Origin of the sequence: Streptomyces pactum (assembly GCF_016031615.1) — a bacterium.
In the GTDB taxonomy this organism is placed as follows: Bacteria; Actinomycetota; Actinomycetes; order Streptomycetales; family Streptomycetaceae; genus Streptomyces; species Streptomyces pactus.
Genome location: NZ_JACYXC010000001.1, coordinates 6,475,148 through 6,489,871, shown reverse-complemented (window position 1 = coordinate 6,489,871; position 14,724 = coordinate 6,475,148). Strand labels below are relative to the sequence as shown.

The window sequence follows — 14,724 nt, the reverse complement described above, 5'->3', positions numbered from 1 at the left end:
AGGAACCTAGTCGCCCCTCACCTGCGGAGCAACGAGCAACGCGCTGGTGCGGCCGCTCGTCACGGAGACTAGCGGTCGAGGCCGCTCCAGTCAGCGAGAACAGAGGAAAAGTCCTGGTCAGACTCGATCGACCAGGACTTTTAGGGGCAAAATGACCGGCTTATCCGGCTACGGCGCGCACTTCCTCGGCGAAACGTTCCGCGGCGGACACCAGTCCGGCCGGGCCGGGACCGTGCCGCAGCACCCCCCGGCTGACGCTGGGCAGCACGTCGCGGACCGCGGCGCCGAAGACGCCCGGCAGGTCCGCGGGGGTCGCGCCCTGGGCCCCGATGCCGGGGGCGAGCAGCGGGCCGCCGATGGACAGGTCGTAGGAGGACAGCTCGCCCAGGGTGGCGCCGACCACCGCGCCGAAGGAGCCGAGCGTCCCCTCGCCGGCCGCCCCGGCGTTCTCCGCCCGCAGGTGGTCCAGGACGGTCGCGGCGACCGTGGCCCCGCCGGGCCGGACGGCGTGCTGCACCTCGGCGCCCTCCGGGTTGGAGGTGAGGGCGAGGACGAAGACCCCCGAGCCGTGCTCCCGGGCCAGGTCCAGCGCCGGGCGCAGCGAGCCGAAGCCGAGGTAGGGGCTGACCGTGACGGCGTCGGAGAACAGCGGCGAGGCCGGGTCCAGGTAGGTGGCGGCGTAGGCGGCCATGGTGGAGCCGATGTCGCCGCGCTTGGCGTCCATCAGCACCAGCGCGCCGGCCGCGCGGGCCTCGGCGACCGCCCGCTCCAGCACCGCCACGCCGCGGGAGCCGAAGCGCTCGAAGAACGCCGACTGGGGCTTGAGCACGGCGACCCGCTCGGCGAGCGCCTCCACCACCGTGCGGGTGAAGCGCTCCAGGCCGGCGATGTCGTCGGTGAGACCCCAGTCGGTGAGCAGCGAGGCGTGCGGGTCGATGCCGACGCACAGCGGGCCGCGGGTGTCCATGGCCCGGCGCAGGCGGACCCCGAAGGGCTCGGTCGCGGGGTGGGGGGTGGTCATGCGCTCTCCTTCCGGACGCCGGCGCCGACGGCGTCCGCGAGGGTCGGGTACGGGCTGGCGGCCAGCCGGGCGGCGAGCCCGCGGTGGATGCGGCGGCACCAGAAGGGGCCCTGGTAGATGAAGGCGGTGTAGCCCTGCACCAGGGTGGCCCCGGCCAGGATGCGCTCCCAGACGTCGTCGGCGCTCTCCACGCCGCCGACCCCGATCAGGGTGATGCGGTCGCCGACGCGGGCGTACAGGCGCCGCAGCACCTCCAGCGAGCGGGCCTTGAGGGGGGCGCCGGAGAGTCCGCCGGCCTCGGCGACCAGCGCCGGGTCCGAGGTCAGGCCCAGTCCCTCGCGGGCGATGGTGGTGTTGGTGGCGATGATGCCGTCCAGGCCGAGTTCGACCGCGAGGTCGGCGACCGCGTCCACGTCCTCGTCGGCGAGGTCGGGGGCGATCTTGACCAGCAGCGGCACCCGGCGGTCGGGCACGGTGCGGTCGGCGGCCTCGCGGACGGCGGTGAGCAGCGGACGCAGCGCCTCGGTGGCCTGGAGGTTCCGCAGCCCGGGGGTGTTGGGCGAGCTGACGTTGACCACCAGGTAGTCGGCGTGGCGGGCCAGTCGCTCGGTGGAGGTCACGTAGTCGGCGACCGCCTCCTCCTCCGGGACGACCTTGGTCTTGCCGATGTTGACGCCCAGGGTGGTGCGGAAGACCGGGCGGCGCCCGGCGAGCCGCCGGGCGACCGCGGCCGAGCCGTCGTTGTTGAAGCCCATGCGGTTGATCAGGGCCCGGTCCGGCACCAGCCGGAAGAGCCGCTTGCGGGGGTTGCCCGGCTGCGGCTGGGCGGTGACCGTGCCGATCTCGACGTGGTCGAAGCCGAGCATGCTCAGGCCGTCGATGCCGGTGGCGTTCTTGTCGAAGCCGGCGGCGAGCCCGAACGGCCCGTGCATCCGCAGGCCCAGCGCCTCGGTGCGCAGCGCGGTGTGGCGGGGGGCGAGCACCGCTGCGGCGAGGGTGCGCAGCACGGGGATCCGGGCGGCCAGCCGGATCCAGCCGAAGGCGAGGTGGTGGGCCTTCTCGGCGTCCATGCGCCGGAAGACGAGCCGGAAGAGCAACGGGTACATGGCGGGGGCTTTCTGCGCGCGGGGGACGGAGGTCGCACACGGGAGGGGACGCCGCGGCGGGCCGGCCGGCGGCCGCGCCCGGTGGCGTGGCGGGCCGGCCGGTGCCCGGCGGCGTCCCCTCCCGGGGGTGTCACTCCCCGCCGTCGGCGGGGGCGGCGGACGACGGGCGGGAGGCCGCCAGCCGGCTCGCGTGCTCCTGGAGCGACCGGACGCCCACATCGCCCCGGGTGAGGGCCTCGATGCCCTGGACGGCGGCGGCGAGCGCCTGCACCGTGGTCAGGCAGGGGACGCCCCGGGCCACCGCGGCGGTGCGGATCTCGTAGCCGTCCAGCCGGCCGCCGGTGCCGTAGGGGGTGTTGACGATCAGGTCCACCTGGCCGTCGTGGATGAGCTGGACGATGGTCTTCTCGCCGTTCGGCCCCTCGCCCTCGCTCTGCTTGCGCACCACGGTGGCGTGGATGCCGTTGCGCTTGAGGACCTCGGCGGTGCCGGAGGTGGCGAGCAGCTCGAAGCCGTGCGCGACCAGTTCGCGGGCCGGGAAGATCATCGAGCGCTTGTCGCGGTTGGCGACCGAGACGAAGGCCCGCCCCTTGGTGGGCAGCGCGCCGTACGCGCCGGCCTGCGACTTGGCGTAGGCGGTGCCGAAGACCGAGTCGATGCCCATGACCTCGCCGGTGGAGCGCATCTCCGGGCCGAGGACGGTGTCCACGCCGCGGCCGGAGGCGTCCCGGAAGCGGGACCAGGGCATGACGGCCTCCTTGACGGAGATCGGCGCGTCCAGCGGCAGGGTGCCGCCGTCGCCGGCGGCCGGCAGCAGGCCCTCGGCGCGCAGCTCGGCGATGGTGGCGCCGAGCGAGATGCGGGCGGCGGCCTTGGCCAGCGGCACCGCGGTCGCCTTGGAGGTGAACGGCACGGTCCGGGAGGCGCGGGGGTTGGCCTCCAGCACGTAGAGGATGTCGCCCGCCATGGCGAACTGGATGTTGATCAGGCCGCGGACGCCGACGCCGGCGGCGATGGCCTCGGTGGAGGCGCGCAGCCGCTTGATGTCGTGGCCGCCCAGGGTGATCGGGGGCAGCGCGCAGGCGGAGTCGCCGGAGTGGATGCCGGCTTCCTCGATGTGCTCCATGACGCCGCCGAGGTACAGCTCGGTGCCGTCGTAGAGGGCGTCGACGTCGATCTCGATGGCGTCGTCCAGGAAGCGGTCCACCAGCACCGGGTGCTCGCTGATCAGCCCGGCGTGCCGCTCCAGGTAACCGGCGAGGGACGGCTCGTCGTAGACGATCTCCATGCCCCGGCCGCCGAGCACGTAGGACGGGCGGACCATGACCGGGTAGCCGATCTCGGCGGCGATCCGCTTGGCCTCCTCGAAGGAGAAGGCGGTGCCGTACTTGGGCGCGGGCAGTCCGGCCTGCTCCAGCACGCGGCCGAAGGCGCCGCGGTCCTCGGCGGCGTGGATGGCCTCCGGGGAGGTGCCGACGATCGGCACGCCGTTGTCCTTCAGGGCCTGGGACAGGCCCAGCGGCGTCTGTCCGCCGAGCTGGACGATGACGCCGGCGACCGGCCCGGCCTGGGTCTCGGCGTGCACCACCTCCAGGACGTCCTCCAGGGTGAGCGGCTCGAAGTAGAGCCGGTCGGAGGTGTCGTAGTCGGTGGAGACGGTCTCCGGGTTGCAGTTGACCATGACGGTCTCGTAGCCGGCCTCGCTCAGCGCGAACGAGGCGTGGACGCAGGAGTAGTCGAACTCGATGCCCTGGCCGATTCGGTTGGGGCCGGAGCCGAGGATGATCACGGCCGGCTTCTCGCGCGGGGCGACCTCGCTCTCCTCGTCGTAGGAGGAGTAGAAGTACGGGGTCCGGGCGGCGAACTCGGCGGCGCAGGTGTCCACGGTCTTGTAGACCGGGCGGACGCCCAGCACCTGCCGGACCTGCCGGACGACCCGCTCCTCCAGGCCGCGGATCCCGGCGATCTGGGCGTCGGAGAAGCCGTGCCGCTTGGCCTCGGTGAGCAGCTCGGGGGAGAGCTCGCCGGCGGCGGCCAGCTCGTCGGCGATCTCCTTGATCAGGAAGAGCTGGTCGACGAACCAGGGGTCGATCCGGGTGGCGTCGAAGACCTCCTGCGGGGTGGCGCCGGCCCGGATGGCCTCCATGACGGTGTTGATCCGGCCGTCGGTGGGGGCCTGGGCGCGGACGAGCAGCTCCGCCTTGTCCCCCGGCTCGCCGGTGAAGCGGAACTGGCTGCCCTTCTTCTCCAGGGAGCGCAGCGCCTTCTGCAGCGCCTCGGTGAAGTTGCGGCCGATGGCCATGGCCTCGCCGACCGACTTCATGGTGGTGGTGAGGGTGGCGTCGGCGGCCGGGAACTTCTCGAACGCGAAGCGCGGCACCTTGACCACGACGTAGTCGAGCGTGGGCTCGAAGGAGGCCGGGGTCTCCTGGGTGATGTCGTTGGGGATCTCGTCCAGGGTGTAGCCGACGGCGAGCTTGGCTGCGATCTTCGCGATCGGGAAGCCGGTGGCCTTGGAGGCGAGCGCCGAGGAGCGGGAGACCCGGGGGTTCATCTCGATGACGATGATCCGGCCGTCCTCGGGGTTGACGGCGAACTGGATGTTGCAGCCGCCGGTGTCCACGCCGACCTCGCGGATCACGGCGATGCCGATGTCGCGGAGGATCTGGTACTCGCGGTCGGTGAGCGTCATGGCCGGCGCGACGGTGATGGAGTCGCCGGTGTGCACGCCCATCGGGTCGAAGTTCTCGATGGAGCAGACGACGACCACGTTGTCGTGCTTGTCGCGCATCAGCTCCAGCTCGTACTCCTTCCAGCCGAGGATGGACTCCTCCAGGAGCACCTCGGTGGTGGGCGACAGGGCCAGGCCCTGGCCGGCGATGCGGCGCAGCTCGTCCTCGTCGTGGGCGAAGCCGGAGCCGGCGCCGCCCATGGTGAAGGAGGGGCGGACCACGACCGGGTAGCCGCCGAGGGTCTCCACGCCGGCCAGCACCTCGTCCATGGTGTGGCAGATCACCGAGCGGGCGGACTCGCCGTGGCCGATCTTGGCGTTGACCGCCTCGACGACCGCCTTGAACTGGTCGCGGTCCTCGCCCTTGTGGATCGCCTCGGGCTTGGCACCGATCAGCTCGACGCCGTACTTCTCCAGGACGCCGTTCTCGTGCAGCGAGATCGCGGTGTTGAGGGCGGTCTGGCCGCCGAGGGTGGGCAGCAGCGCGTCCGGGCGCTCCTTGGCGATGATCCGCTCGACGAACTCGGGGGTGATCGGCTCGACGTAGGTGGCGTCGGCGATCTCCGGGTCGGTCATGATCGTGGCGGGGTTGGAGTTGACCAGGACGACCCGCAACCCCTCGGCCTTCAGGACGCGGCACGCCTGGGTGCCGGAGTAGTCGAACTCCGCGGCCTGGCCGATGACGATCGGGCCGGAGCCGATGACCAGGACGGACTGGATGTCGGTGCGCTTAGGCACGCTGGCCCTCCATCAGGGAGACGAAGCGGTCGAACAGGTAGGCGGCGTCGTGCGGCCCTGCTGCGGCTTCGGGGTGGTACTGGACGCTGAAGGCGGGGACGTCGAGGCACCGCAGTCCCTCGACCACGTCGTCGTTGAGGCAGACGTGGGAGACCTCGACCCGGCCGAAGGGGGAGTCGGTGGGACCGTCGAGCGGGGCGTCCACGGCGAATCCGTGGTTGTGCGCGGTGATCTCGACCTTGCCGGTGGCGCGGTCCTGCACCGGCTGGTTGATGCCGCGGTGGCCGTACTTCAGCTTGTAGGTGCCGAAGCCCAGCGCGCGGCCGAGGATCTGGTTGCCGAAGCAGATGCCGAACAGCGGCGTGCGGCGCTCCAGCACCCCGCGCATCACGGCGACCGCGTGGTCGGCGGTGGCCGGGTCGCCCGGACCGTTGGAGAAGAACACCCCGTCCGGGCCGACGGCGTACACGTCGTCGACGGTGGCGGTGGCGGGCAGCACGTGCACCTCGATGCCGCGCTCGGCCATCCGGTGCGGGGTCATGCCCTTGATGCCCAGGTCCACCGCGGCGACGGTGAAGCGCTTGGTGCCGATGGCCGGCACCACGTACGGCTCGGTGGTGGCCACCTCGCCGCTGAGGTCGGCGCCGGTCATCTCCGGGGCGGCCTGCACCCGGGCGAGCAGCGCGGCGTCGGCGACCGGGGTGCCGGAGGTGGTGGTCAGGGCCGGGCCGGAGAAGATGCCGACCCGCATCGCGCCGCGTTCGCGCAGGTGGCGGGTGAGGGCGCGGGTGTCCACGCCGCTGATGCCGACCACGCCCTGGGCGGCCAGCTCCTCGTCCAGGGAGCGGCGGGCGCGCCAGTTGGAGGGCATCCGGGCGGGGTCGCGGACGACGTAGCCGGAGACCCAGATGCGGCGGGACTCGGGGTCCTCGTCGTTGACGCCGGTGTTGCCGACGTGCGGGGCGGTCATCACGACCACCTGGCGGTGGTAGGACGGATCGGTGAGGGTCTCCTGGTAGCCGGTCATGCCGGTGGAGAACACCGCCTCGCCGAAGGTCTCCCCCACGGCTCCGTAGGCGCGGCCACGGAAGGTACGGCCGTCCTCCAGGACAAGTACGGCGGGGACTTTGGTCCCCTGGGCGGAGGTGGTCATCATGTGCTCTTCTCGGGGGTTACGGCCCGCGGGGGAGCCGCCGGGGTGCGCTCGGCTCCCCGGTGAACTGCGGTCTGGTCGATGGGGGCGGCGACCTCGCTGTCGCCGCCGGCGGGGGTGAGTGCCGCCACCCACGCCTGGTGTTCGGCGGCGCGGTCGGAGCGGAAGCCGGAGTCGATGAGCCGGTCGCCGTGCTGCCAGGTGATCACCAGCAGGCCCCCCTCGGCGAGGACCTTGCCGGCGATGCCCTTGTCGAGCCGGGCGCCGCGCAGCGCGGCGGCGGGCACCCGGAAGTCGGTGGCGCCGGGCCGCACGACGTCCAGGTCGCCGTCCCGGGTGAGGGTGAGTTCGGCGCGGCTGCGGACGCCCAGGCCGTGGGCGACGATGCGGTCCAGCCACTGCCCGGCGGTGGTGGAGCCGTGGTAGCGGCCGTGCAGCACCAGGACCGGTTCGCCGTCCGCGCCGCCGGTGGCGGGGACCGGCGGCAGCGGCGGCAGGTCGCCCTGCAGGGTGCTGCGCCACTTCCATCCCTCGCGCATCAGCCAGTACGCCAGGCCGACCAGCAGCAGCAGGCCGACCACCCAGCCGATGCGGGCGGCCCAGTCGGTGACCTCCTGGGATTCGCGCCCCGCCGCCAGATGGATGAGAGATGTCACGTCAGCTTCCCGTCTACGACCGTGGCCCGGCCCCGCAGGAAGGTGTGCGTCACCCGGCCCGGCAGCTCCAGCCCCCGGTAGGGGGTGTTCCGGCTGCGGGAGGCGAACTCCGCGGGGTTCACCACACCACGGTATGCCGGATCGAGCAGGGTGAGGTTGGCGGGCTCTCCGGCGGCGACCGGGCGGCCGTGGCCGTCGAGGCGGCCGATGGCGGCGGGGCGGAAGGACATCCGGTCGGCGACCTGGGACCAGTCGAGGAGACCGGTGTCCACCATGGTGTGCTGGACCACCGACAGGGCGGTCTCCAGGCCGACCATGCCCATGGCGGCGGCGCCCCACTCGCAGTCCTTGTCCTCGTGCGGGTGCGGGGCGTGGTCGGTGGCGACGCAGTCGATGGTGCCGTCGGCGAGGGCCTCGCGCAGCGCCAGGACGTCGGCCTCGGTGCGCAGCGGCGGGTTGACCTTGTACACCGGGTCGTAGGAGCGGACCAGCTCGTCGGTGAGGAGCAGGTGGTGCGGGGTGACCTCGGCGGTGACGTTCCAGCCCTTGGACTTGGCCCAGCGCACGATCTCCACCGAGCCGGCGGTGGACAGGTGGCAGATGTGCACCCGGGAGCCGACGTGGGCGGCGAGCAGCACGTCGCGGGCGATGATGGACTCCTCGGCGACGGCGGGCCAGCCGGCCAGGCCCAGCTCGGCGGAGACCACGCCCTCGTTCATCTGGGCGCCCTCGGTGAGCCGGGGCTCCTGGGCGTGCTGGGCGATGACGCCGTCGAAGGCCTTCACGTACTCCAGCGCGCGGCGCATGATCACCGCGTCGTCCACGCACTTGCCGTCGTCGGAGAAGACCCGGACCCCGGCGGCGGAGTCGTGCATCGCGCCCAGCTCGGCGAGCTTGCGGCCCTCCAGGCCGACGGTGACCGCGCCGACCGGCTGGACGTCGCAGTAGCCGGATTCCCGGCCCAGCCGCCAGACCTGCTCCACCACGCCGGCGGTGTCGGCGACGGGGAAGGTGTTGGCCATGGCGTGCACCGCGGTGTAGCCGCCCACGGCGGCGGCCCGGGTGCCGGTCAGCACGGTCTCGGAGTCCTCGCGGCCGGGCTCCCGCAGGTGGGTGTGGAGGTCCACCAGGCCGGGCAGCAGGATCTGGCCGCGGGCGTCGACGACGACCGCGCCGTCGGGCGCCGGCAGGTCCGGGCCGACCGCGGCGACCGTCTCGCCGTCGATGAGGACGTCCTGCGGCTCGCCGCCCAGGATCTTCGCGCCGCGGAGCAGAGTGGTCACGGGGTGGGCGGTCTGGGTCACTTGCTCTCCTCGGTGCGGGGTTCGGCGGGGGCGGCGGGGGCGTCGAGCACGGCGCCGCCCAGCAGCAGGTACAGCACGGCCATCCGGATGCTGACGCCGTTGGCGACCTGCTCCACGGCGGTGCAGCGGGGCGAGTCGGCGACCTCCGCGGTGATCTCCATGCCGCGGTTCATCGGGCCGGGGTGCATCACCACGGCATGCTCGGGCATGGCGGCCATCCGGGCGCCGTCCAGTCCGTAGCGGCGGGCGTACTCGCGCTCGGTGGGGAAGAACGCGGCGTTCATCCGCTCCCGCTGGACGCGGAGCATCATCACCGCGTCGGACTTGGCCAGCACCGCGTCGAGGTCGTAGGAGACCTCGCAGGGCCACCGCTCGACGCCGACCGGGACCAGGGTGGGCGGGGCGACCAGGGTGACCTCGGCGCCCAGGGTGGTGAGCAGGAGCACGTTGGAGCGGGCGACCCGGCTGTGCAGCACGTCGCCGACGATGGTGACGCGGCGCCCGGTCAGGTCCCGGCCGGCGCCGGCGGCGAGGTGGCGGCGCATGGTGAAGGCGTCCAGCAGCGCCTGGGTGGGGTGCTCGTGGGTGCCGTCGCCGGCGTTGACCACGGAGCCGCCGATCCAGCCGGAGGTGGCGAGGCGGTGCGGGGCGCCGGAGTCGTGGTGGCGGATGACGACCGCGTCGGCGCCCATCGCCTCCAGGGTGAGCGCGGTGTCCTTGAGGGATTCGCCCTTGGAGACCGACGAGCCCTTGGCGGAGAAGTTGATGACGTCGGCGGAGAGGCGCTTGGCGGCGGCCTCGAACGAGATGCGGGTGCGGGTGGAGTCCTCGAAGAAGAGGTTCACCACGGTACGGCCCCGCAGGGTGGGCAGTTTCTTGATCGGCCGGTCCGCGACCCGGGCCAGCTCCTCGGCGGTGTCGAGGATGAGGACGGCGTCGTCGCGGGTGAGGTCGGCGGCCGAGATGAGATGGCGCTTCATCCGGTTACTCCGTGTTGATGGCGGTAAGTCGTCAGTGCGCGCGGCGCGCGGCACCGCCCGGGCGGGCGGCCGCGCCAGGGCGGGCACGCGGGGTGCGGCGCCGGCCCGGCGGGGGCCGGTCCGGTGCGTGGTGCGGCGCTACTCGGCCGGGGCGGTCGCGTCCCGGTGGCCGTCGGCGGGGGCGGCCCCCGCCTCGCTCCGCGAGCCCAGCAGCACGCTGTCGCGGCCGTCCTCCTCGGTGAGGTGGACCTTGACGGTCTCCCGCAGCGACGTGGGGAGGTTCTTGCCGACGTAGTCGGCGCGGATCGGCAGCTCCCGGTGGCCGCGATCCACCAGGACCGCCAGCTGCACCGCACGGGGGCGGCCGATGTCGTTGAGCGCGTCCAGCGCGGCCCGGATGGTGCGGCCGGAGAACAGCACGTCGTCCACGAGGACGACCAGGCGGCCCTCGATCCCGTCCCCCGGGATCTCGGTGCGGGCCAGCGCCCGGGCCGGCCGGAGCCGCAGGTCGTCGCGGTACATGGTGATGTCGAGGGAGCCGACCGGGGTGTCGCGGCCGGTGATCTCGGCCAGCTTGGCGGCCAGCCGCCGGGCGAGGTGGACCCCACGGGTGGGGATGCCCAGCAGGACCACGTCCTCGGCGCCCTTGGCGCGCTCGACGATCTCGTGGGCGATGCGGGTGAGAACCCGCGCGATGTCCGGCGCCTCCAGGACGGCGCGCGCCGGGGTGCCCTGCACGGAATGCGGGGTGATGGCGTCCATACGAAACGGACCTCCTTCTCCGCCTCACGGGACGGACCTTAAAGGACGTCGTAATTGCGCCATTCACAGTACCAGGGTCAACCTGCCCGGCTCTCCTCACCCCTGACGGCGGACCCCGGGGTTCATTCGGCTTGACGAATGGAAATTACGCTGCGTAATCTCACAGTGAGTTACCAATCTGCGTCCGGGGAGCTTTATGTCCAGCGAATACGCCAAACAGCTCGGAGCCAAGCTCCGCGCCATCCGCACCCAGCAGGGCCTCTCCCTCCATGGCGTCGAGGAGAAGTCCCAGGGCCGCTGGAAGGCCGTGGTGGTGGGCTCGTACGAGCGGGGCGACCGTGCCGTGACCGTGCAGCGTCTTGCCGAGCTGGCGGACTTCTACGGCGTCCCGGTGCAGGAGCTGCTGCCGGGCACCACGCCGGGCGGGGCCGCCGAGCCCCCGCCGAAGCTGGTCCTGGACCTTGAGCGTCTGGCCCATGTGCCGGCCGAGAAGGCCGGGCCGCTGCAGCGCTACGCCGCGACCATCCAGAGTCAGCGCGGTGATTACAACGGCAAGGTGCTGTCGATCCGGCAGGACGACCTGCGTACGCTCGCCGTGATCTACGACCAGTCGCCCTCGGTGCTCACCGAGCAGCTGATCAGCTGGGGCGTGCTGGGCGCCGACGCGCGTCGAGCGGTTCAGCACGAGGACGTCTGAGGCGGCCTCCCGGCCGTCTGTTGTCCTGTGTCCGTCGCGCGCGGGCGGTCCGGCCGCCCGCGCCGAACCCGACCGCGCACGAAAGCCGCCGGGGGCGGTGGGTCCCTTTCGGGTCCACCGCCCCCGGCGGCTTGTCGTACGGTCGCTCCGCGGCTCCCGCGCCCGGGATCACGCCTCGCGGCGCAGTCCGGGCTTGAGCTCCTTGAAACGGCCGAGAAGGCCGTTGACGAAGGCCGGGGAGTCGTCGGTCGAGAACTCCTTGGCGAGCTGCACCGCCTCGTCGATCACCACCGCGTCCGGCGTCTGGTCCTCCCACAGCAGCTCGTAGGCGCCGAGCCGGAGGATGTTCCGGTCCACGACCGGCATCCGGTCCAGCGTCCAGCCCACCGCGTAGGTCGAGATCAGCTCGTCGATCCGCTCGACGTGCCGGGCGTAGCCCTCGACGAGCTGCATGGTGTATTCGGTGACGGGCGGCTGCCGGTCGTCGGTCCGGGCGTGCCGGATCCAGTCGGCCAGGACGGTCTGCACGGAGCTGCCGCGCTGGTCGGCCTCGAAGAGGATCTGGAAGGCACGTTTGCGGGCCTTGTTACGGGCGGCCACGGTTAGCTGCTCACCCGGCCGAGGTACTCGCCGGAACGGGTGTCGACCTTGATCTTCTCGCCCGTCTTGATGAAGAGCGGGACCTGGATCTCGTAGCCGGTCTCCAGCGTGGCGGGCTTGGTGCCGCCGGTGGAGCGGTCGCCCTGGACGCCCGGCTCGGTCTCCGCGATGGTCAGCTCGACGGCCGCGGGCAGCTCCACGTAGAGCACGCTGCCCTCGTTCATCGCCACGACCGCCTCGAAGCCTTCCAGCAGGAAGTTCGCGGCGTCGCCGACGGTCTTGCGGTCGACGTGCAGCTGGTCGTAGGTGTCCATGTCCATGAAGACGAAGTAGTCGCCGTCCATGTACGAGAACTGCATCCCGCGCTTGTCGACGTTGGCCGTCTCGACCTTCACGCCGGCGTTGAAGGTCTTGTCGACGACCTTGCCGGAGAGCACGTTCTTGAGCTTGGTACGCACGAAGGCCGGGCCCTTGCCGGGCTTGACGTGCTGGAACTCGACGACGGACCAGAGCTGGTCGCCGTCGAGCTTGAGCACCATGCCGTTCTTGAGGTCGTTCGTGGATGCCACGGTTGCGGGATCTCCTGGACTGAGGCTGGTGGGACCAAGAGGTGATGCCGCACGCCGCCGCTGGGGCTAGAGCGCGAGCAGCTCCTTGGTCGTGATGGTGAGTAGCTCGGGGCCGCCGTCCGCCTCGGGGCGGACGACGAGCGTGTCATCGATCCGGACGCCGCCCCGGCCCGGGAGGTGAACCCCCGGTTCGACGGTGACCGGCACGCAAGCGTCCAGTTTACCCATGGCCGAGGGCGACAACCGAGGGTCCTCGTCGATTTCCAGGCCGACACCGTGGCCGGTGCGCGCCCCGACGCCCTCTCCGTACCCCGCGGAGTCCAGTACATGACGGGCCGCGGCGTCCACGTCCCGGTACGCGGCGCCCGGTGCCAGCGCCTCCCGTCCCGCCCGCTGGGCCTCGAACACCAGGTCGTACAGCTCGATCTGCCAGTCCGCCGGGGTGGTGCCGATGACGAAGGTACGGCCCACCTCGCAGCGGTAGCCGCGGTACCCCGCGCCGAGGCAGATGCTGAGGAAGTCGCCCTCCTCCACCCGCCGGTCGGTGGGGGTGTGCCCGGGCCGCCCGGCGTTGACGCCGGTGCCCACCACGGTGGGGAAGGCCGGGCCGTCCGCCCCGTGGTCGATCAGCCGGCGCTCCAGCTCCAGGGCCAGGTGGCGCTCGGTCCGGCCCACCAGGATCGACTCCAGCAGCTCCCCCAGGGCCTGGTCGGCGATCTCCGCGGCGATCCGCAGGCAGGACAGCTCCTCCTCGTCCTTCACCAGCCGCTGCTGCTCCACGGCGCAGCCGAGGTCGGCCAGCCGCAGCCCGGGGACCGCCGCCAGGGTGCGGTGCCGGGCCACGCTGAGATGGTGCTCCTCGACGGCGAGGACGCCCGCCCCGGCCGAGGCGGCGAGCCGGGCCGCGGCGAGTACCGGGTCGGTACCGTCCTCGGTGGCCGGCAGCAGCACCCTGCGCAGCGCGTCGTCGGCGCGCTCCCGGTGCTGCTCCCCCGCCGGGTCCCCGGGGCACACCAGGGCGTCCTGGGCCCCGGCGGCGGCCCCGAAGAGCAGCAGGGCGCCGGCGGTGGGCGCCGCGCCGCACAGGTACCGCACGTTGGCGGGGCGCGAGACGACGGCGGCCTCGGCTCCGGCCGTCGCGAAACGCTCGCGCAGGAGCGCGCGTCGGGCCGCGTACACCTCGGACATGTTTCCGAGCGTACGGAGTGTGGCGGCGTTCGGCCGGTCGAGCGGGGCCGGACGGGCGTTTTCCGGCGCTCCGTTCCGCTCCGCTTCCGCCCGGACGCGCTCGGTTCCCGCCCGGACGCGCTCCGCTTCCGCCGATCGTTCCGCCCGGCCGGTCCGGCCCGGCGCTCCGTCGCGTCCGGCGCCTCCCGGCCGGCCGCGTACCGGGGCCGCAGCCCGGTGCCCCCGGTCACCGGCGCGCGCGCTCGGGCACGCTCCGGGCCGCCTACCAGTTCGGCGGGCTGGCCAGGGAGCGGGCGACCACCTCGTCCAGCATCCGGGCGGTGGTCTCCACGTCGTGGCCGGAGTTGTCGATGATCGGCAGCCCGGAGCCGTACCAGCCGGCCATCCGGCCGTGGATCCGGGCGACCTCCTCGTCGCTCAGCCGACGGTTGCCGCTGCGCTTGGCGTTCCGCTCCAGCACGATCTCCAGACCGGGCAGGATCACCACCGGCAGCAGTCCCGGGCCCACGTGCCGCTTCCAGCCGCCGAGGCCGACGACCGGGCGGTCCGGGAAGACCGCGTCGTCGAGGATGCAGGAGATGCCGTTGGCCAGGAAGTTGCGGGCGGCGAAGCCGCAGGTGCGCCGGGCCAGCCGGTATTGCGCCTCGGAGTTGTCGTTCCAGCCGGACTGGGGGTTGGCGAAACCGGACCTGACCCACTCGCGGACGTCGTCCAGGCTGATGTGCGCGGTGGGCACCCGGCGGCGGTCGGCCCAGTGGCGGGCGACGGTCGTCTTGCCGGCGCCCGCCGGCCCGATCAGAAGCACCGCGACGGCGGCCTGCGAGGCGTCCACCACCGGGGTGCCGGCCGGCACGTGCTGCGGCATCTGCACCGGGCCGCCGGGCGGCAGCTGGATGTGGCCGGTGGTCATCGAGGTCTCCACCGGCCCGGCGGCCGGTGGTGCCGCCGGCGCGGGCAGGGGCGGGGTGCGGCGCCGGGTGGCCGGGGTGGACCGGCGGTCCGGCAGGATGACCCGGTCCGGGCGGCGGCGGGCCGGGTGCCCGTGGTGCGCGGGCCCGCCGGGGGGCCGGCGCCGGGTGGGCCGGCGGCGGAACAGGATGATGGCTCGCACCCTGGGTCCAGCCGACACCCGGTCGCTGTCCTGGCCCGTGAGGTGGTGGCAGCGGTCCGCCCACTGCGTGCTGCATCCGGTGCTCCGTTGAAGGTGATAGGCGACGGG

At 73.0% G+C, this 14,724-nt stretch carries 12 protein-coding genes and 1 pseudogene; 1 reads left to right on the top strand and 12 read right to left on the bottom strand.

Annotated features, from left to right (window positions below; genetic code table 11):
- Positions 1-160: 160 nt before the first annotated feature.
- The 8 genes from pyrF to pyrR form a co-directional block, all read right to left on the bottom strand.
- Positions 161-1,021 carry an orotidine-5'-phosphate decarboxylase gene (gene pyrF, locus IHE55_RS25675; RefSeq protein ID WP_197991194.1) on the bottom strand — a complete coding sequence of 287 codons (861 nt, stop codon included), beginning with the start codon at positions 1,019-1,021 and terminating at the stop codon, positions 161-163.
- The gene (locus tag IHE55_RS25670) at positions 1,018-2,127 is read right to left on the bottom strand and encodes a quinone-dependent dihydroorotate dehydrogenase (protein ID WP_197991193.1); all 1,110 of its coding nucleotides are present in this window, start codon (positions 2,125-2,127) and stop codon (positions 1,018-1,020) included. The genes pyrF and IHE55_RS25670 overlap by 4 nt, the downstream gene beginning before the upstream one ends.
- 130 nt (positions 2,128-2,257) lie before the next feature.
- Positions 2,258-5,596: a carbamoyl-phosphate synthase large subunit gene (carB, locus tag IHE55_RS25665; RefSeq protein WP_197991192.1), complete on the bottom strand. Its 3,339-nt coding sequence runs from the start codon at positions 5,594-5,596 to the stop codon at positions 2,258-2,260.
- Entirely contained in the window at positions 5,589-6,749 is a 1,161-nt protein-coding gene (gene carA / locus IHE55_RS25660; RefSeq protein WP_197992249.1) for a glutamine-hydrolyzing carbamoyl-phosphate synthase small subunit, read from the bottom strand. Before carA ends, carB begins: the two co-directional genes overlap by 8 nt.
- On the bottom strand, positions 6,749-7,405 hold the full coding sequence (locus IHE55_RS25655; protein WP_197991191.1) for a PH-like domain-containing protein: 657 nt from the start codon (positions 7,403-7,405) through the stop codon (positions 6,749-6,751). Before IHE55_RS25655 ends, carA begins: the two co-directional genes overlap by 1 nt.
- Complete coding sequence (locus IHE55_RS25650; RefSeq protein WP_307826820.1) at positions 7,402-8,709, bottom strand: dihydroorotase; 1,308 nt, start codon at positions 8,707-8,709, stop codon at positions 7,402-7,404. The genes IHE55_RS25655 and IHE55_RS25650 overlap by 4 nt, the downstream gene beginning before the upstream one ends.
- Positions 8,706-9,689 (bottom strand): aspartate carbamoyltransferase catalytic subunit, encoded by a 984-nt coding sequence (locus IHE55_RS25645; RefSeq protein WP_197991190.1) that lies wholly within the window; start codon positions 9,687-9,689, stop codon positions 8,706-8,708. Before IHE55_RS25645 ends, IHE55_RS25650 begins: the two co-directional genes overlap by 4 nt.
- 138 nt (positions 9,690-9,827) lie before the next feature.
- Positions 9,828-10,451, bottom strand: a complete 624-nt coding sequence (gene pyrR / locus IHE55_RS25640) for a bifunctional pyr operon transcriptional regulator/uracil phosphoribosyltransferase PyrR (protein WP_197991189.1) — start codon at positions 10,449-10,451, stop codon at positions 9,828-9,830.
- Positions 10,452-10,647: 196 nt separating this feature from the next.
- Here pyrR and bldD point away from each other — a divergent pair, with 196 nt between their 5' ends.
- A complete protein-coding gene (gene bldD / locus IHE55_RS25635; RefSeq protein ID WP_135337455.1) occupies positions 10,648-11,148 on the top strand; it encodes a transcriptional regulator BldD in 501 nt (166 codons plus the stop codon).
- A 168-nt stretch (positions 11,149-11,316) separates the two neighbouring features.
- On the opposite strand, the gene nusB is transcribed toward bldD, so the two are convergent.
- The 4 genes and pseudogenes from nusB to IHE55_RS25615 all read right to left on the bottom strand — a co-directional run bounded on the left by nusB (position 11,317) and on the right by IHE55_RS25615 (position 14,692).
- Positions 11,317-11,748, bottom strand: a complete 432-nt coding sequence (nusB, locus tag IHE55_RS25630) for a transcription antitermination factor NusB (RefSeq protein ID WP_197991188.1) — start codon at positions 11,746-11,748, stop codon at positions 11,317-11,319.
- Positions 11,749-11,750: 2 nt separating this feature from the next.
- Positions 11,751-12,317 carry an elongation factor P gene (efp, locus tag IHE55_RS25625; RefSeq protein ID WP_197991187.1) on the bottom strand — a complete coding sequence of 189 codons (567 nt, stop codon included), beginning with the start codon at positions 12,315-12,317 and terminating at the stop codon, positions 11,751-11,753.
- Between the two features lie 66 nt (positions 12,318-12,383).
- Complete coding sequence (locus tag IHE55_RS25620) at positions 12,384-13,505, bottom strand: aminopeptidase P family protein (protein WP_197991186.1); 1,122 nt, start codon at positions 13,503-13,505, stop codon at positions 12,384-12,386.
- Positions 13,506-13,767: 262 nt separating this feature from the next.
- A pseudogene (locus IHE55_RS25615) lies at positions 13,768-14,692 on the bottom strand (Pro-rich N-terminal domain-containing protein).
- Between the last annotated feature and the right edge of the window lie 32 nt (positions 14,693-14,724).

What these genes read in the sequence shown, in the direction of transcription:
- pyrF (WP_197991194.1), bottom strand. Translation starts at nt 1,021, where the DNA reads ATGACCACCCCCCACCCCGCGACCGAGCCCTTCGGGGTCCGCCTGCGC.
- IHE55_RS25670 (WP_197991193.1), bottom strand. Translation starts at nt 2,127, where the DNA reads ATGTACCCGTTGCTCTTCCGGCTCGTCTTCCGGCGCATGGACGCCGAG.
- carA (WP_197992249.1), bottom strand. Translation starts at nt 6,749, where the DNA reads ATGACCACCTCCGCCCAGGGGACCAAAGTCCCCGCCGTACTTGTCCTG.
- IHE55_RS25645 (WP_197991190.1), bottom strand. Translation starts at nt 9,689, where the DNA reads ATGAAGCGCCATCTCATCTCGGCCGCCGACCTCACCCGCGACGACGCC.
- pyrR (WP_197991189.1), bottom strand. Translation starts at nt 10,451, where the DNA reads ATGGACGCCATCACCCCGCATTCCGTGCAGGGCACCCCGGCGCGCGCC.
- bldD (WP_135337455.1), top strand. Translation starts at nt 10,648, where the DNA reads ATGTCCAGCGAATACGCCAAACAGCTCGGAGCCAAGCTCCGCGCCATC.
- IHE55_RS25620 (WP_197991186.1), bottom strand. Translation starts at nt 13,505, where the DNA reads ATGTCCGAGGTGTACGCGGCCCGACGCGCGCTCCTGCGCGAGCGTTTC.